General features: G+C 37.2%; 21 protein-coding genes. 6 read left to right on the top strand and 15 right to left on the bottom strand.

Annotated elements, in window-relative coordinates; translation table 11 throughout:
* Positions 1–15: 15 nt before the first annotated feature.
* From ACRPLQ_RS04980 to ACRPLQ_RS04950, 7 genes are all read right to left on the bottom strand, one after another.
* Positions 16–999: an HD domain-containing protein gene (locus ACRPLQ_RS04980; RefSeq protein ID WP_325076461.1), complete on the bottom strand. Its 984-nt coding sequence runs from the start codon at positions 997–999 to the stop codon at positions 16–18.
* Between the two features lie 209 nt (positions 1,000–1,208).
* Positions 1,209–1,790 carry an SCO family protein gene (locus tag ACRPLQ_RS04975; protein ID WP_165636342.1) on the bottom strand — a complete coding sequence of 194 codons (582 nt, stop codon included), beginning with the start codon at positions 1,788–1,790 and terminating at the stop codon, positions 1,209–1,211.
* Positions 1,791–2,022: 232 nt separating this feature from the next.
* The gene (locus ACRPLQ_RS04970) at positions 2,023–2,295 is read right to left on the bottom strand and encodes a hypothetical protein (RefSeq protein ID WP_165636341.1); all 273 of its coding nucleotides are present in this window, start codon (positions 2,293–2,295) and stop codon (positions 2,023–2,025) included.
* Between the two features lie 76 nt (positions 2,296–2,371).
* Complete coding sequence (locus tag ACRPLQ_RS04965) at positions 2,372–3,079, bottom strand: ABC transporter ATP-binding protein (protein ID WP_165636340.1); 708 nt, start codon at positions 3,077–3,079, stop codon at positions 2,372–2,374.
* On the bottom strand, positions 3,079–3,897 hold the full coding sequence (locus ACRPLQ_RS04960; RefSeq protein ID WP_165636339.1) for an ABC transporter permease: 819 nt from the start codon (positions 3,895–3,897) through the stop codon (positions 3,079–3,081). Before ACRPLQ_RS04960 ends, ACRPLQ_RS04965 begins: the two co-directional genes overlap by 1 nt.
* Positions 3,898–3,975: 78 nt before the next feature.
* Positions 3,976–4,512, bottom strand: coding sequence for a nitrous oxide reductase accessory protein NosL (locus ACRPLQ_RS04955; RefSeq protein ID WP_165636338.1), 537 nt, complete (start codon positions 4,510–4,512; stop codon positions 3,976–3,978).
* Positions 4,509–5,789 carry a right-handed parallel beta-helix repeat-containing protein gene (locus ACRPLQ_RS04950; protein WP_367076956.1) on the bottom strand — a complete coding sequence of 427 codons (1,281 nt, stop codon included), beginning with the start codon at positions 5,787–5,789 and terminating at the stop codon, positions 4,509–4,511. The genes ACRPLQ_RS04955 and ACRPLQ_RS04950 overlap by 4 nt, the downstream gene beginning before the upstream one ends.
* Positions 5,790–6,216: 427 nt before the next feature.
* Between ACRPLQ_RS04950 and ACRPLQ_RS04945 the strand changes: the two genes are divergently transcribed.
* The 3 genes from ACRPLQ_RS04945 to ACRPLQ_RS04935 all read left to right on the top strand — a co-directional run bounded on the left by ACRPLQ_RS04945 (position 6,217) and on the right by ACRPLQ_RS04935 (position 8,744).
* On the top strand, positions 6,217–7,581 hold the full coding sequence (locus ACRPLQ_RS04945) for a PepSY-associated TM helix domain-containing protein (RefSeq protein WP_165636336.1): 1,365 nt from the start codon (positions 6,217–6,219) through the stop codon (positions 7,579–7,581).
* Positions 7,582–7,628: 47 nt separating this feature from the next.
* Positions 7,629–8,009 (top strand): FixH family protein, encoded by a 381-nt coding sequence (locus ACRPLQ_RS04940; protein ID WP_165636335.1) that lies wholly within the window; start codon positions 7,629–7,631, stop codon positions 8,007–8,009.
* Positions 8,010–8,300: 291 nt separating this feature from the next.
* A complete protein-coding gene (locus tag ACRPLQ_RS04935; RefSeq protein ID WP_328133046.1) occupies positions 8,301–8,744 on the top strand; it encodes a hypothetical protein in 444 nt (147 codons plus the stop codon).
* Positions 8,745–8,885: 141 nt separating this feature from the next.
* Here ACRPLQ_RS04935 and ACRPLQ_RS04930 read toward each other — a convergent pair whose 3' ends face one another.
* From ACRPLQ_RS04930 to ACRPLQ_RS04915, 4 genes are all read right to left on the bottom strand, one after another.
* Positions 8,886–9,263 (bottom strand): hypothetical protein, encoded by a 378-nt coding sequence (locus ACRPLQ_RS04930; protein ID WP_048019402.1) that lies wholly within the window; start codon positions 9,261–9,263, stop codon positions 8,886–8,888.
* Between the two features lie 196 nt (positions 9,264–9,459).
* Positions 9,460–10,827 (bottom strand): nucleoside recognition domain-containing protein, encoded by a 1,368-nt coding sequence (locus ACRPLQ_RS04925; RefSeq protein ID WP_432235844.1) that lies wholly within the window; start codon positions 10,825–10,827, stop codon positions 9,460–9,462.
* A 13-nt stretch (positions 10,828–10,840) separates the two neighbouring features.
* Positions 10,841–11,572, bottom strand: coding sequence for a FeoB small GTPase domain-containing protein (locus ACRPLQ_RS04920; RefSeq protein ID WP_432235752.1), 732 nt, complete (start codon positions 11,570–11,572; stop codon positions 10,841–10,843).
* On the bottom strand, positions 11,565–11,822 hold the full coding sequence (locus ACRPLQ_RS04915) for a FeoA family protein (protein ID WP_033580146.1): 258 nt from the start codon (positions 11,820–11,822) through the stop codon (positions 11,565–11,567). The genes ACRPLQ_RS04920 and ACRPLQ_RS04915 overlap by 8 nt, the downstream gene beginning before the upstream one ends.
* 425 nt (positions 11,823–12,247) lie before the next feature.
* On the opposite strand from ACRPLQ_RS04915, the gene ACRPLQ_RS04910 reads away from it, so the two are divergent.
* Positions 12,248–13,177 (top strand): DUF3298 and DUF4163 domain-containing protein, encoded by a 930-nt coding sequence (locus ACRPLQ_RS04910; protein WP_432235751.1) that lies wholly within the window; start codon positions 12,248–12,250, stop codon positions 13,175–13,177.
* Positions 13,178–13,518: 341 nt separating this feature from the next.
* On the opposite strand, the gene ACRPLQ_RS04905 is transcribed toward ACRPLQ_RS04910, so the two are convergent.
* On the bottom strand, positions 13,519–13,686 hold the full coding sequence (locus tag ACRPLQ_RS04905; RefSeq protein WP_013058248.1) for a hypothetical protein: 168 nt from the start codon (positions 13,684–13,686) through the stop codon (positions 13,519–13,521).
* 324 nt (positions 13,687–14,010) lie between these two features.
* Here ACRPLQ_RS04905 and ACRPLQ_RS04900 point away from each other — a divergent pair, with 324 nt between their 5' ends.
* A complete protein-coding gene (locus ACRPLQ_RS04900; RefSeq protein ID WP_432235750.1) occupies positions 14,011–14,391 on the top strand; it encodes a VOC family protein in 381 nt (126 codons plus the stop codon).
* A 140-nt stretch (positions 14,392–14,531) separates the two neighbouring features.
* Here the strand turns inward: ACRPLQ_RS04900 and ACRPLQ_RS04895 are convergent, their stop codons facing one another.
* The 3 genes from ACRPLQ_RS04895 to ACRPLQ_RS04885 form a co-directional block, all read right to left on the bottom strand.
* Positions 14,532–15,737 carry a hypothetical protein gene (locus tag ACRPLQ_RS04895; RefSeq protein ID WP_432235749.1) on the bottom strand — a complete coding sequence of 402 codons (1,206 nt, stop codon included), beginning with the start codon at positions 15,735–15,737 and terminating at the stop codon, positions 14,532–14,534.
* Positions 15,738–16,016: 279 nt separating this feature from the next.
* Positions 16,017–16,400, bottom strand: a complete 384-nt coding sequence (locus tag ACRPLQ_RS04890) for a FixH family protein (RefSeq protein WP_028414740.1) — start codon at positions 16,398–16,400, stop codon at positions 16,017–16,019.
* 204 nt (positions 16,401–16,604) lie between these two features.
* The gene (locus tag ACRPLQ_RS04885) at positions 16,605–16,952 is read right to left on the bottom strand and encodes a DUF6054 family protein (RefSeq protein ID WP_028414741.1); all 348 of its coding nucleotides are present in this window, start codon (positions 16,950–16,952) and stop codon (positions 16,605–16,607) included.
* A 143-nt stretch (positions 16,953–17,095) separates the two neighbouring features.
* On the opposite strand from ACRPLQ_RS04885, the gene ACRPLQ_RS04880 reads away from it, so the two are divergent.
* Positions 17,096–17,515 carry a MarR family winged helix-turn-helix transcriptional regulator gene (locus ACRPLQ_RS04880; RefSeq protein WP_016765035.1) on the top strand — a complete coding sequence of 140 codons (420 nt, stop codon included), beginning with the start codon at positions 17,096–17,098 and terminating at the stop codon, positions 17,513–17,515.
* Positions 17,516–17,561 lie beyond the last annotated feature (46 nt).

Genomic DNA, 17,561 nt, shown 5'->3' with positions numbered 1-17,561 from the left:
ATGTAACGATTCATTTTATAACGGAGCCTGAACGATGATATATACTCCTTTTTCTATCCTTTGTTTCGCTTGCTCTATTGCTCTTTTAGCGGTAAGTGATAACTGAGATACAGGAGCCGCCCCATCTGAACCAATGACGAGAGGATCAACCCAGCGCATTTTTGTCGTTTGGTAAACATCATAACAAGACGCCGTTCCTGTTTCTGCTTTGCTGTTAAAAAGAGCAGATAGCATCCCTTCAATGCTACTATCTCCAGCGTTTTTCAGCAACCGAACCACATCGTCATCCTGCTTTAAAAAATCTTCCATAGACACTATATCTTTCTGCAAAGCAAGCTTGATAATTTCCGTCAGCTGATAATTCCCAAACATATTAAGCGGATTCATAAAAAAGCCAATGACTTCTTTGTAGTAAGCATCCACAAACCACTCTGCCGCTGATAAATTACAGCACGCCATTTGTCCCTTAAATCCGACAAGCTGATCCAAAAACGCATGCACTTCTTGTAAAGTAATCTCGCCGCATACGTACAAATCCCGCAGCGTATAATCCACGCGGTCAGCGCATAAGCGCGGAGCGTTCTGTTCGAGCAGCGTCCACTGGCTTTCATCAAGTAAGATATCTCGCCAGTTTAAACCGGCGCTCGTTAAAATAGAAGGAATAGACGACCCGGTCACAATTTGTTCGTAAATCATTTCATGATAATTTTCTTCTTTTTGTTCCAAAACATAGTCAATCACATGAGAAAATGCCGTATGTGAAACGTCATGTAATAAAGCTGCTATTTGCTCTTCCAAAGAGCCTCCTAGCCTATGTACAAGCATCATCGCACCAACGGAGTGATCGTATCGAGTAGTATTCCATTTTTCATTTACAAACCGGCTCGCTCCGCCTTGGTAAATTCCTTTTAAACGCTGTACGGGGTCACTTTGAATCAGTTTTAAAAGAACACCGTCTATTTCAAAGTTTCCGTACAGCTTATCATTAAGTATAGGCAATATCCTTCTCCCCTTTTACTAACTTATTATGTTTAATCCTAAACGTATGGCACAATGTTGTAAAGCAGCTCTCACCTTCTTATCAATCGTAAACTCTCAGTATAGTTTATTAGGTGTTTTCGTATAAAAAAGCTGCCTGAAAAACAAGCAGCTTTTTACGAAGACTGACAATATATTCATTTTATCCATATTCCTATAGTAATTCTTTCTCAGTGCTGCAAAATTTTAATATCTTCAATGATTTGTGCATACGGCACATCGCTTACTCCGTTATAGTCTTTCTTTACAATCCCCTCTTGATTAATTAAATAAAAGCTTGTTCCATGTATAATTTGGTCCGTATCTTTAGGCTTTTGAACAAAAACTTTAAAATTGTTCATGGCGAAGGATTTAATTTGTTTTTGAGAATAACCTGTTAACAAATGCCAGTTTTCTAGATTACCATTAAACTTCTTTACATATTGTTTAAGAGCCTGCGGACTGTCATTTTGCGGATCAACGCTGAAGGAAACGAATTCTATATTTTTTATTCCGCTCTTCTTCACCTCTTCTTGAAGCTTAGTCATGTGAGCTGTCATAGGAGGACAAACGGTTGTACAACTAGTGAAGATAAAATCTGCTACCCATACTTTTCCTTTTAACTCATTCAGCCCATATTCTTGCTGATTTTGATCTTGATACGAAAAAGTATTCATCTTGTAATTGAGTGGATCTTTGACATCCTTATCACAGGCGGATAAAGCCAAAAGAAGGATCGTACCAATAAAGACCAGCCATTTTTTCTGCTTCATATATGTATCTCTCCCCTTAATTGAAAACGCTTTTATAATAACTAACAACAAACCTAATGAAAAACCCTTTCTTCCTTATCCTATCATTTATAAAAATATGGTAAATCACTCAAAGGAGGTATTTATAGCATATTTTATAGATGTAAAGGACGCTGCTATAGAAAAAAGCTTTTCCTTTAACAAAAGAAAAGCTTTTTTCTATAGCAGCACGTTTTTAACAGTGAACTTCTGTCTATTCTTTTTTCATATCAATAAATTTTTGCGGATTACCAATAATGTTCGTCCCTACACTTCCCGTTTTTAAATTACTAACAAATATCCTATCGTTTATGTTCATATATTGAAACAGCTTATTCCGTATTTCCTGGGGTGAGTCAGCCGTTTCCACTACATAACAGGACGATGTAATTTTGACATTATTATACCTTTGAATGACCTCCAAAAAAGGTGAATCCTGCTCGTCCGAATGTAAAAGGTCATAGGTGATAATTTTGGTTAAAGACATGCAAATAACCCCTTTTTATCTAAGTTGTTTTGCGTACTGAATCATCAAAATTTAAGAGATGGTAGACCAGCTGACCTTAGTCACTTCTTTTTAATTGTCTGTGTAAAGACAGAAGCTTCAGCGTAAATTCAGGAATATTTAAATAATAATTTTTTAGCTGTTTTACAACATGGCCATTGTCTAAAAACATGATTTCATCCCCTAACTCAGCTGCTACGTCCATCATGTGAGTAGAAAAGATAATGATCGTTCCATTTTTTTTTGCTTCTTTTATGATTTGAATAAACTGATTGATCCAATAGGGATCGAGTCCGTTAGTTGGTTCATCTAATAAAATAACCTTTGCCTCTGGCAGCAGTGCTTGACCAAGCAAAAGACGCTGCCTCATTCCTTTAGATAGCTCTTTAACCTTTGCATACTGTTTTTCTTGAAGACCTATCGTGTCCAGCACTTTATTTACTTTATCCTTTGAAACGCTTCTTAGTGATCCATAGAATAAAAGAAATTCTCTAACAGTTAAATAGCGCTGAGCGTGAAAGTCATCGGGCATATAAGAAATGTTTGTTAAATACTGCTTTCGATGATCTATTAAAGAGTCTTCTTCAAGAGTGACAGCACCGCTTGAAGGCATAGAGATGCCCGCCAGTATATCAATAAGGGTACTCTTGCCCGCGCCGTTACCACCGCACAAAACCAGGCACTCCCCTTTACTTACCTGAAAGCTTAAAGGAGCCAATGCCACATGCTGCTTATAGCGTTTTGAAATATCCTTTAAAACGTACATTATTTCCTCCTTTTTCGAGTCAGGTTTTTGTCAGAGATTAATATGCTTATTACCATCACAACTAGCGTGTAATAACATAGTCCAAGCCACGATATCCATTGATCGTAATTATAATAAGAGGTGAGTCCGTCATAGGCTTGTCCAAAAACGGCTCCACCGTTTAATTTGATGACAAATACAATCCTGAGTAGTTCTGCTGGGTTTATATAAAGCAACGTCTTTAAAGCAGCCCCAACCATAGGATAAGGCAGTAAATTCAACGTGCTAATTAAAGCCGTTGGCCATAGCATAATTAAAAAAAACCAGATAAATACCGAAATAGACAGTGCTTGCCACCGAGTCGAACTAAACGAGCCAATGACAACCCCCATTATTAAAAAGAAGAATAGCAGGCTGATCGCAAAAAAGTAGAGAGCAATTGCCCATTTGGCTGAAAATGAAACGCCAAACAACAGTCCAATGAGCAAACTAATTCCGTAGCTTAAGGTAAACATTAAGCACTGAGACGTAATCTGCCCTAGTATTTTCCCTATTACATAAGAAACGGTTGATAACGGGTATGTAGAAAGCAGCCTGAACTGCCCGTTTTCCATTTCGCTGGCAATCGAAAATGATCCATTAATAAGCATAAATAACGGAATGATGTAGAGCAGTAAATTCATAATTGTTCCAGTGATATTCGTATAACCACTAAATGCGGGTGAAGTGCTTTGAAGTAAAAACAAAAATGAGAGCACAACCACCCATAAAACCACGAAAGAAAAATATGTTCGTTGCCGAAAAGATACTGCCAGCTCAGAACGCCAAATATTCCACACTACTTCTCACTCCTTTTAATCCCGGCTGTCTAATTGATAAAAGACAACTTCGGTAGTTGTCTTTTATCTAGCTACTGTTTATTGATGACTGTGGCCATCCATCTCTGTCATTTCTCCGCTTTCATCGTGAGAATGCTTCATTTCCCCATCCATATCGCTCATCTGCTTCTTGTTCATTTCCCACTTATGAGATTTTAACTTCTCATAAGTTAGGGTACTTGTGTCGTACTTTTCAGCAAATTTATCCGCTTCTTTTTCACTTTCGAACGAGACAACGTTATAAGCCATTGGCGTTTTAATAGATTTATCATATACATAGTTGGCTTCCTCAGACGGTACCCATTCCTTCGTACGGTAGTCTCGTACAAACTGCGCTTTAATTTTTTGATCTTTATTTTCTTTCATCCACGTGTACATGCAGCCAATATCATCAAACATCATTGACTTTCCGCTATCTAACACAACCTGAGTCGCAAACTGATTATCCATTACAGCCATGTTACATACCGCACACGTGTCTGTTTTTTCGTTAATTGCTCGCGGCTCTATTTTTTGTCCGCAGGCACTTATTAGAAAGATTGTTGCTAATACCATAAGTAAGCTTATTTTTTTCATTTCGTTTTCCTCCCCATTTGGATACATAGAGCACTCAATAAAATCATGCCAATCCCCATTAGCAGAAGTCCTCTAGTTGAATTTAAATTTTGTGTTAATTGCTTGTGTGGAATGTTCACTAGCGGTAAGCGATCGGATAAAATCAATTGGTCCGGGCTTTTTAACATCTTTTGTAAAAGAACCATTCCAGGAGATTGAAAGAAAATCTGATATTCTGGCGTTTCTTTCGTTAAGCTAAGAAAGAAAGGATCTGCTTTATATGGAATAATGCTGGTACCATTATTTTTAGCATCTACCTTCCAAGAGCTGTCCCAGTAGTTCTTATCCATGTTATTATTTTTACTTGCAATAGCCTGTACATCATTTACATTGCCTAAAAACATATTAGTCGAGGCAATATTAGAAGATGCGTCATCAAACTGAATCCCAATGAAGTTCGTCTTTATGCTGTTTTGTGTAAGGCTGTTGCGTGCTGAACTCTGCAGTTTTATTCCAATTCGGTTACTGGATAAATCGTTTTTGACGACCTTTGTATCCGTTGTATCAAAAAGCAGAAGACCGTATGAATTGACGTTTTGAGCATTTTGAGTAAAAGCGTTTTCTTTAATAATACTTCTACTTGTTTCCATAACCATAGCTCCAATATAATTTTGCTTTGAGCTATTTTGATACAGAAACAAATGATTTGAGAACATCAAATGAAAGCCATATCTAGAATGTTGAACAGTGTTTTGTACAAAAGTATTGCTATCGCTATTTTCAATGTAAATACCGTCTAGCACCTCAGACACACGCAAATTACCAATTTTGTTTTTAGTGGAGTTTAAAACATTCACACCGTTTTCTTGCTGATTTCCTTTAACAATCAAATGAGAGAACATCGAATCATGTACATTATCTAAGTTTATTCCTAGTGAAGTAGTTTGTATTTTTAATTTTGTAGCTGAATTTTTTCTGCCTTTCACTTCAAGAGCCGGAACTTTTTTTTGTGAGGTAAGCTGCTTAATGTTAAATCCCTTAAGGTGAATTTCCTTCCCTTTTACAGTCACCACAGGGCTCTTCCCTTTAGATTGAAGCACCGTTTTTTCACTTCCCGTAAGAGTGATGGGCTTTGTGAGAGTAATAGGCCCTTCATAAACCTTATTCTTTAAATGAATAGTTTCACCCGGTTTAGCTTCGTCAATAAGAGACTGTAAATTTTCCTGTGCGAAAATATGATGTGAATTAAAAAACAGCACTGCTGTAAAAAAAAGAACACCTGCGTATAGCTTTTTCATTCCTCCTTCTCCTTTGCAATCTAGTATTTTCTTCTACAAAGAATTCATTGTTCAGCTACCTTCTTTGTCTAGTTAATTTTAGTATAGAAATAGTTTTCGTTTGATTACATCACCCCTTCGAGTGATTTTTGTCAATAAAAGGGATATTTTGTGAACACCGTCTTCCATCCGCTTTATCAAAAAGCAAATAAAACACCTGAAATACTCGCGCCCCTAATTTTACAATTTATAGAAATAATCGCTGCATTTTTATAAAAAAACCGCTTTGTAACAAAATGTTCAATTCTTCTTAGCGGGCACTGCTGAAAAATCACTCATTCGGATGATTTTATTTTAGTATTTCAGTGATAGAGTTTTATAGAAAAGCTGATTGACCAGCATGTGGAATAGCCTTTTCTATATTTATACGTTTACTGGAGGGTATACTTTGAAGAAGAACAACTATAATCGCTTCTGGCGATGGCACTTCTATGCATCGCTTTTTATTATGCCATTATTGATTACGTTAACACTAAGCGGAATTGGTTATTTGTTTTATACAAACGTCGAAAACAAAGCGTACGATCATTTATTCTTTGGAAATGGCGAAAAAGCAGTGCAGCTGACTATCGATGAAGGAATTCAAAAAGCAGCTGAAAAATTCCCGGATTACTCAGTTTCCAAAGTCATTGTACTAGATGATCCCTACAATAAACGCCTGACTATGACCAATAAAGAAGGCGACCAAAAGTATGTATTCTTGGACAAGCACAACGAAATCGTCGGCAGCCAAAATGCATCCTATACCTTTTCAAATGTTATGCGAAATGTACACAGCTCCCTGTTTGTCGGAGGAACCGTTGTAAACTATTTAGTAGAACTAGCTGCATGCTGGGCTATTTTCTTGATGGTTTCAGGGATTTATATGACATTTAAAGGAAAATTATTAAAGAAGAACAAAGCAGATAGTAAGCGGCAGAAAAATAGAAAGTTGCATGCACTAGTTGGCACTATCATCACTATTCCAATGATTATTATCATCTTTACAGGCTTGCCTTGGTCAGCATTTATGGGGAACTTTATTTATTCGGCTGCACAAAATCATCCTTCTATTGGAATTCCGACTCTAAAGCAGCAGCCACCAACTTCTGATATGAGTGAAATTCCTTGGGCGACACGAAAAAACGAAGCCCCTGCATCCGAGCATTCTCATGCCCACCATGAAAATATGGGAAATATGGCGGGAATGCTAGATCATGAACATATGCTAAGCGTTGATCAATTAATGAGCAAAGTGGAGAAAGCACATATTTCAAAACCTTATTCGATTGTCTACCCAACGAGTCAAGATGGTGTTTATACAGTTTCAAAAGGAAGCAATACGGGCGTAACAGGTTTAGATGTAAGCCCTTATGATGAAATGACAACCTATTTTGATCAATATAGCGGAAAGCTGCTTTCAAAAGTAAGCTACGATGATTATGGAATTCTAGCAAAATGGTTCACATGGGGAATCCCTTTGCACGAAGGACATTTATTCGGCTGGCCAAATAAAGTAATCAATTTAACCGTATGTCTAGCCTTTTTATTCGTTATTTTTTGGGGAATAAAAACGTGGCTATCGCGTCAGAGAAAAAAGAGTTTTTCACCACCGCCTAAAACATCCCATCAGGTTTCAATTGGATTTATTGTGCTTATGGTCGTTTTAGGTATAATGATGCCTCTATTCGGTATTTCTTTAGTGATAGTCGCTATCATTGAAATGATTTTATACATGATTCAGAAACCAAAAAAAGGTACTATTAACAGTTGAGGCTGGTTATCCACCCTATTGTTTAGGCTATATAAAAGGAGACAGTTATGAAAAAGCTTAGCATGCTGCTGATCATTTTAGTCATTGCCGTGGTCGGCTGTTCAAAAGGAAATGATCAAAGGTCAAAGGAAGTTAAAGGGGAAATTCAAGTGCTCCAAACCATTCACTCCAATAAACCAGTTTCTATCGAAGTGCTCGTTACACAAGGAGACCAAAAGATAGAAAACGCAGACGCTGTACAAATTCAAGTTGAAAAAGAAGGCTATATTAATCAAGAAATGATTGATGCAAAACACGAAGGTAACGGCGCCTACAGCACGGACTATACGTTTAAAGAAGACGGTGACTATACGATTACTGCTCACGTGACGGTAGACGGCGACATGAAGATGTTTACGAAAAAAGTGACGGTTGGCGAGAAAAAGTAAACCGCCTATTAAAAAACGACCTCTGCTTCTTATAAAGGATTGGATTAAGAGTAAAAAACTTAAATATCGTCATAATTTCAGGTTCAAACTACATGTGGTTTGAACCTTTTAGTTTTGCTGATTTTGCAGGATATATCGGTAATTAGTCTATAAATCAGCATACTAATAAGTTGGAAAGGACTAATGTCATGCACTTGAAAATCATGCTAGAATAAGCTTCTGAATTGTTACTACTATTGATGTGATAAAAATATTATTTAACTTAGATAATTACTATTGGGAGGAACGAATTTGACAGAACCTATTAAAATTATTCGTGATTTAGACTTCTTACAGGGGACTTGTTATGTGGAAATAAAACCTGGAAAATACACAGGTGAACACTGGACTAAAGAATCAATATTTTTCACAGATAAAACATTCACTTACTTTTCCAGTGCGATTGAAAAACACTACAAAATATATTCTCTTTGGGGAATGAGTGAGATAAGCCGAGTGACTTGGAAGTTGATTGTAGAGGAACTAGAAAACCTTAAATTATTTTTAATGGATAATCCAAAAGCTGATGAATTAAAAAAGCATATCGGTTTTTTCTATCTGGACAGCACGGAGAAAAAATTCAAAGAAAACCTCAACCAAAATGTTAGTGATTTAGTTCAAGTTATCAGCGAATTCCAAACTTGGATAACTGAAAAGTGTAAAAATAACGAGTACATTTCGATATTAGGCATTTAAGCGAAAAGGACCATCATTTGATAGTCCTTTTTGGTTATTTTAATACCGAAAAGCCTGCGAAAAAATCTGTTTTTGTGATATGCTATTTGTTACTTTTCACTTCAAAACCGAGCCCTCTATCCTTTCTAGAAGTCGTTTTTATTATTCCTTGGATTCTTTAATACGGTCAAGATACTGCTTCGCATGAAGCAAACCGAGATTTTTTTCTTTTCGTATGTATTTAATAGCCTGAACGTCACTTCGGCCATTCATCATCATCAAATTGACTCTGTTTTCAAAAGCCTCGTCTTTCTCTATTTCTAGCTGCTTCCACTCTTTCTCTAAATCACGTTTAGGTGTTTTGAGCAGGAATACCACTAGTATAACAAGAACGCTACTTGTGGTGATATAAAGCCACAGCCACTCGAGAAACCAGCTGTTAATCACATTGATTATGATGAGAACAGTGAAGCAAGAATACAGCCTTGTTTGATACTTACTCCTCTTGTTTGAATCTATTTTATTAAAAAATATCCCCACCGTCAGCCTCCTTTTAGCATTTCATTGGCGCTTTTTTCTATTAATCTCTTTTGCGCATTAAGCAAATCTATATCATACAAATTACCATTTAACCTAACAAATAGCAATCAAGTTCACCCTATCATACTCTTTATCTCATTGACTACTCATAAAAAATACAGGACTTTTCGCAAAGCCCTGCACGTTTATTTCATATTTAAATAAGGTTAAACGCTTTTACCACTTGAGCAACCGCAAACGTAACCCCAATCGCAATCACTGTTGGAATCGCAAAAGCAAGAAACGTCCACTTAACATTTTTGGTTTCTTTATAAATGTTCACAAGCGTTGTTCCGCACGGAAAATGCAGAAGCGAAAACAGCATCATATTAAGAGCCGTTAGCCACGTCCAGTGGTGATCAAGGAAAATTTGTTTGAGTCTTGTTGCATCTTCAATTTCAATTAATGAGCCCGTTGATAAATACGCCATCAGTAAAACCGGTACAACAATTTCATTAGCGGGCAAGCCAATAATAAAAGCAGCTAATATATACCCGTCTAGTCCTAGCGTCTTGGCAAACGGATCAAGAAACTGAACAAAGTGCATTAAAATACTCGTATCGCCAATATAGATATTAGCCAATACCCACGTTAACACCGCCGCGGGTGCTGCAACAATAATCGCGCGTTTTAACACGAACAGCGATTTATCCAGCGTCGCACGCACAATTGTATCTACAAATTTTGGCTTACGGTAAGGCGGGAGCTCTAGCGTATAGTGGGTTGGTACTCCACGCAGCGCCGTTTTAGACAGTGCCCATGATACGAACAGCGTCACAACAATTCCAAATAACACGGTTCCCACTACCACAAGCGCCGTTACGAATGTTTTAGCGCTTCCTGTAAAGCCTGTTGCCATAAATAAAGAAGCTAACAAAATCAGCGTAGGCCATCTGCCGTTACATGGAACAAAGTTATTCGTTAAAATCGCCATCATACGTTCACGGGGTGATTCAATAATACGCGTTGACATAATCGCTGCGGCGTTACATCCAAATCCCATCGCCATCGTCAGTGACTGCTTGCCGTGTGCGCCCGCTCGTTTGAACAAACGATCCATATTAAACGCGACGCGAGGCAAATAGCCATAGTTTTCTAAAAGCGCAAACACCGGGAAAAAGATGGCCATTGGAGGCAGCATCACGCTAATGACCCATCCCGTACCGCGAAACAGCCCTAATACAAGAATTCCGTGCATCCATTCTGGTGCATGCATCGCTTGAAAGAAAGCTGTTAAATATCCTTCCGCCCAGCCGAACCCTTCTGCAATTAATCCAGAAGGAACGTTTGCCCCTGCTATAGTGATATAAAAGATGACCGATAAAATACCAAGCATAATCGGAAAGCCCCAGATTGGCGAAGTGAAGACTTTATCCAATTTCTCCGTGCGCTGAAGCTTTGAGCGGTCTTGGTACACAACGGCTTTTTTACATATTTGCTGTGACGACTGATAAATGCTTGCCACCATATTTGAACGATGATCTTTTTCTTTTGCCTGCTGCGCATAGCGCGTTAGCTGTTCCATCGCTAATGAGTTTTCAGGAGTTAACGGATTTCCCATATGCGCTGTTCCTCCTTTCTGTGTGGCTGATATCTTGCTGCTGATGCTGCTGAATTGTTTCTAAAAACGAGGTGTCTCCATCAAGAACTCGTAAAGCAATCCAGCGGAGAGGAAATTGATTTCCCACAATAGAAGCAACTTGAGGTTCTAGCTCCTTTAGCGAAGCTTCAATTTCTTTTGTGTACTGCACCTGGTAAGGGTTAAGTTTTACCTGCCCGCGCACGACTCCTTCAATCGCATCCAGCAAATTCGTAATCCCTTTTTTATTGCGAGCTGATATAGGCACAACCGGTACCCCTAACGATTCAGCCAGCTTTTTTTCATTAATCACAATTCCTTTTTTCTTTGCTTCATCCATTAAGTTCACGCAAATCACGACGTTTTCCGTCATTTCCATTACCTGCAGAGCTAGATTAAGATTTCGTTCCATCGCCGTTGCATCGACCACAACAACCGTCACGTCAGGTCTTTCAAATAAAATATAATCGCGCGCTACTTCTTCGTCTGCCGAATTTGAATAAAGTGAATACGTTCCAGGCAGATCGACGATTGTGTAGAGCTGCTCGTGATGTTCAAACGTCCCTTCTGCTTTGGCTACGGTTTTTCCCGTCCAGTTTCCCGTGTGCTGCTTAAGACCGGTTAACCCGTTAAATAACGTACTTTTTCCTGTATTCGGATTTCCTGCTAATGCAATGCGATACTCACTCACCGTCGTCACCTACTTTTTTTACAAAAATTTTTGAGCTTTCTTCTTTTCTGAGACCAATCGTTGTATGACTGACTTGATAAGCAACAGGATCTCCCAACGGGCTTTTTTGAAGCACTTTGATGATGGCTCCTGGAATAAACCCTAAATCTAACAAGCGACGCTTTAAGGCACCTTCGATTTCAATTCGCTCTAGCTGCACCGTTTCACCTGTCGTAAATGTAGACAGCGGAGAATTTTTTACACTAGCCATCTATTTTTCACCCCTTCTTGTTTTTTATACAAGGTTATATTTTTTTCATTAGACCAACTTTTAAGGTAAAAAAATATACTCGTTGATTTGTAATAGGCTATTCTGCTTAAGCAGAAAAGTGAACCTGTCTGCATCAATTATTTAAAAATTTTAGTTTTCACTTATAATAATACCGAAAGTTTACCACAGGAAACTTTTTTAGTCCAGGGTAAATAACTGACTTTTTTCTTCTTTTTACTGAAGGCATAAAGTGGTAAGTGCTGGTCTATTTTTTCTAATAAAAGTAAGTCAAAAAATAATTACGTAAAAAGGAATTAATAAAAGTAAAAAAATGTAAAGTTGTGCTATACTAGTGAATGAGCTTTTTTGGAAAATAAAGTATGTATTAGTTTTAAAACCTACAAAAATCACTTTAGGGGGCTTTTATGAAAAGGTTCAAAAGGGTTAGCGCAGTTGTTTTAGGTTTTGCTTTGTTATTTTCACCGCTTGCTCCGCAAACAGTTGCAGAAGCAAAAGTCGTGTGGGGGAATCAGGAACTGGTTAAAGGGCAAATAGGACGCGTTACCGTTTTAAAGAACACGAATCTTTACAACATAAAAAACAACAAGTTAGCAGCGGCTAGAAAAGTGACAAAAGGGCAAGTATTCCGCGTGTATTCTGAATCTAGCAAATTTGGTGGTCTTTATGGGGTATCAAAGGGTACCTATGCTCAAAAGTCATCAAGTATTAAGTATGAAAAAGCCCCTATTGACAAAATTCAAGCCTTAGGGGTAACAGTTACGAAGAAATCTTTAGCAAGCAACATTAGTTACCCTCAGGTATCTGCTCTTATCAATAAACCATTTGAAGCTAGCTATAATCGAAAGTTCTTAAATATTGCGAAAGAAGCACAAAAAGAACATAACGAGCTAAAAGAACAAGAAAAGGAAGACCGCAAAAACGGCTGGACGCCAGGTCCTTATTCTCGTAATATGACATACTCTGTACCTTACAACCAAGATAATATTTTAAGTGTTGCTGTTACGAATGATGCGTACGCTGGCGGCGTTCACGGCAACGCTTGGATTGATACTTACAATTACGATTTGTTAAAAGCTCGACAAATTAGCTTAAAAGATATTATTAACAATAATACGAAGTTGAATAAAGTTAATAACTATATCCGGAATGAAATGATTGCGCGTAATAAAAAAGGTGCTCAGTTCTGGGTTAATGAATTTAAGTCTGTAAATTTAAAAGACGATCAGTTTTACTATACAAGTAGCGGCATTGCTATTATATTTGGTGAGTATGAGTACGGCCCGTATTCTAACGGCATTCATACGTTTAAAATTCCGTCCACCATTTATAAATAAGATAGTCGTACAAAAAAACATAAAAAAAGAAGCATGCGAACCATCAGTTCACATGCTTCTTTTTCTTTTTTTCTGCAGAATAAGCGGAGCAAAAAAGAAAGGTGAGCCCTATTCCGCCTCCAACCATCATTGAATAGGAAAACGTATCTCTTAACGCTAGGCCGCCTATCATTGACAATACAAACAGAAAATAAAACAGTAATGTGTAGTTCCTCTTCACAATCTCTACTCTCCCCTTCCTCATCATTTTCTGAAAACCAAATCATACAACCACGGAAGAACTCAGGGCCGCATGTATTACGCTTCTTGTAGCAGACGAAAAAACGCTTTTTAAGGTATTTTTATAGCGTTTGAAAAAGTGAAATGGTCAAAACTAACGTCAGCAAGGAGCCTGCGGATGTTAACATCATTATTTTTCGGTTACTCTGATTCTTTTCGGGCTTCAAAAACTCTTGAATGGCTACAAACCAGATAACAAAAGTGATTAAAGAAAGAATCCCCATAGACATACGAGCATCTCCATCCTTATATGTATTTAAATTTTTTAACATATTTAATCAACAAACTTTCCCGAATAAGTTATTAAAATAAATGCTACTCTTCATCCAATATTAACATAAAATTCCACAAACCTTTAATTGTGTAAAACCATAATATTTTAAAACAGGCTATTTATAAAACGCTCTTTTGAACTAAAAATGAACATAAAGCTGTCTCTGGCTATTCTCCACTTTACAAATGATATACTTATGTATAGAAAAACCTCTCAGATCTCACCCAGTACTTACCCTACCGTCAGAAGAAAAAAGTGTACCTTGTTAGGAGGAAACGAAATGATTAAAAAACTAGACCATTTTGTGTTAACAGTAAAAGACGTTGAAAAAACCATTCACTTTTATACGGTTATCTTAGGCATGCAAAAAGAAACTTTCGGAGAAGGAAGAGTAGCGCTTCGTTTTGGTGATCAAAAAATAAACTTACATCAAGCAGGGCATGAATTTGAGCCTAAAGCAAAGCATCCTCTTCCAGGTTCCGCTGATTTATGTTTTATTACAGAAGAAAAGATCGAAAGCATAATCCATCATTTACAAAAACATAATGTAAACATTGAAGAAGGGCCGGTCAAACGTACAGGTGCTTTAGGTCCGATCGTTTCTGTCTACATAAGAGATCCTGATTACAATTTGATTGAGCTGTCGAACTACGTAGATTAAGGCGACCTTCTTAAAAAAGGCTGTTTTCATAAATATTATTGCTATGTTATAGAGGTTCAAAAGAAAACTCGCAGTAGAAATTTGCGAGTTTTCTTTATTATATAAGGGACCCCGCTTCTTATAAACTGCGTCCTTACAATCTAATTAACAACCAAATTGATCGTATCTTTTTGTATTTCATACTGACCCTTTATTTCTCCAATACCAGTGATGAAAAGTGAATCACCCGTTTCCAATGGTTTATCCTGTAATACGATAAGTAATTTATTTATATTTTTCAATCCAACCGCACAATAGGCAAGGGATGGTTGTTGAATAAGGTATTCTTGGTTATTTATCCTTACTTTTATATAATTTTTATGTAATAACCTGCCTTCCAAAGGGATGATATTCATTGGATCAAAGGATACAGCAATGATTTCTCCTTCAATGAAAAGATGGGTTCCTATCTGTGCTTCGAATTCATCAAGTTCTTTCTTCCTTGATTCAACAGCAAAATTTACTGCTTCTTCTGTTTCATGGCTTATTTGAACATCTTCAATTGCCTGTTTTCGAGGGACAATATTAAGACGTTTAATTAAATCAAATAGTGTTACATTAATATCAAAAAAACTTTCCTTCCAATCAGGTGACAATTCATCCAGCAGCAAACACATAAATAAGCCTGAACTATAACAGCTCCGCCTTATATTGGAAGTGGATTCAACTACGTCTATTAGATTTTTCCCATATTTTTTTAAAATCAAATCATTAGCGAGCGAAGATTTTTCTGAAAAAGCCTTTATTTCAACATACCAGGCAGGTCCTTCAACAGATTCAATTAAGTTTTCATATGTTAAATGCTCTTTTATTCCTTCTGTCCTTTTTTCCCTTAGGCTGATAAATTCGTTCAAATACTGCTTCTTTTTACTGATATCAGTTTCTAACAATGCATTATAAAGATTTTTTCTTTCCCGATTTCGAATTTCTACATTCTCTTTTGTTAAGGGATAGGTCATTCCCAGCATTTCATCAGGAAAGCGTTTTTCCCCTTTTACATATTGATTTCCGTGGAATAATTCGTGAACCAATATCGAAAAAAGTCCTTCATAGTCATCGTACAGTTCCATATCAGCAATAGCCGTAGGATAGCCATCAAATAGAATAAGCGTATTTCCCACAAACTGCTCGTCCCGTTTTAAAATTTCATATGATTTAGGAGGAATGTCATTATACCTAGGATGATTGAACAGGAATACACTGTTTTGGTCGTACAATGCATAGGCAACAAGTTCAAAATTTGGCCAATACCTTTCTACGTTCGTATTAGTTAAGTCCTTGGCAATTTGATTCAGAAAATGGTTCATTCTTTTCATCCCCAATTGTTAATTCCCTAAGGAAAGAGAATATTCTTTTTTAGAAAAAAGGGTTTGTTCAACTTGACTGTCCCGTTAGTTGAATAAGATTACTGTTATTATCCTAATTTTAACATAGGTTTCCTAACGTTTGGTTTACTGTCTAGGAAGAAACGAAATGATTAAAAAATTAAACCATTTTGTGCTGGCGGTAAAAGACATTGAAGAAGCGACCTTATGAAAAAAAGAGAATGCACAAGGCATTCTCTTTTTAAATGGCTATATAAGGTACTACTCTTTAGACTTACCTACTTCTACTTTTTTCGTAAACATTTTCATGTCACCATCTACCGTAACATGAGCGGTAATCATATATTCGCCGTCTTCTTTAAACGTATAGTCCGTACTGTATACACCTTTTCCTTCGTGCGGTGCTTTTGTCATTTCTTGATTGATGTAGCCTTCTTTTTCAACTTGGAACTGCACGTCATCGGCGTTTTCCACTTTTTTATCTCCTTGCGTCACAAGGACTTTAAGCTTGACTTGTTCATTTGCTTGAATGGATTCCGGTACTTCAATCGTTCCTTTTACTTCTTTTGAACGTGAATCATTTGCCTTTGAACAGCCTACTATAGCTATCATTAAAACGAATAATACGATGCTGAGTTTTTTCATTATGTTGTTCTCCTTTGTTATGTAAATGTGAAGTCTTCCTGCAATTTCATATTATACTCATTTATCCGGTAAAAAGAGAAAAAATGATTATTGTCCACATAAAGTTCTTATTTCTACAGTAGCTTTTGCATCTTTTCATTTCTCTAATCGTCATTTCCTTCACAAAAAAGCTGAAGAAGCGTATTGCCTTCTCCAGCTTTACCTTTATCTCTGCGGTTCTTCTAGCGTATAAGCAGACAGTGCGTTTTCGACCCATCGTACAAAATCTTTGCTTGCTCCCCAGTCAATATTTAATACCCCTTCTGCGCTTCCTGAAGGAATACACTTAACTTTGTTTGGACCCGACACATTTTCTAGAATAATGGTTAGTGATCCTCTGCCGCCGGTGCGGAAAAAATAGCGTTCAAACACAAGTGTGCACAGCTGCTTGCCGTCTCCAAGGTCATAATATTCTTTGTATAGTAAGTCACTTTCCGAATTATTTGCGTTCACAAGCTTTTTTGCTCCATCAAAAGGAAGCAGCGTCGTTTTAAATTCAATTACCTTTCCCATCACTCAAGCCCCTTTCTATCGCAACAGATACCTACTACTTCTCTTTTTCCCTCTAAAAAACCTGCCGCTTCTCTTTATGTACAATATGGTACAATAGAAAAGAAAAAGAATTGTTTGAACGGAAAAAGGAGCATGCAACCTCTATGAATACACGAGATCAACTTATCCAAAATGTGGTTTCCACGATGCGAAACCAAACGAAAAAAATGCAGCTATCGGTTATCCCCACTTTAAAATCATATATTCCTTTAAATGAATTTTTAGCGCTTCGCCTGCTGTATAAAGAAGGCAATCATATCGTTTCTGAGATTGCCGAGCATATGCACATCTCAAACAGCAGCATGACGTGCGTCAGCGACCGTCTCATGGAAAGAGAATTTGTCACGCGCGTACGCAGTCAAAAAGACCGCCGCGTTGTCTACTTATCGATTACGGATAAAGGAAAAGCGTTTGCAGAAGAAATGGAAAAAGTGCTCACTAAAGAATACGGTGAAAAGCTTAGCCATTTTACGGATGAAGAATTACAAACGTTTCTTCGCTTGTTAAATAAAATGGATATTTAATAAAAAACCAGATGCCCGCTAAGCAGGCCTCTGGTTTTTATTTGTG

This window comes from Priestia sp. TRN 1309 (assembly GCF_050846875.1).
Taxonomy (GTDB): domain Bacteria; phylum Bacillota; class Bacilli; order Bacillales; family Bacillaceae_H; genus Priestia; species Priestia zanthoxyli.
Note: the sequence above shows the minus strand (reverse complement) of the source record. Positions and strands in the feature narration are given on the sequence as shown.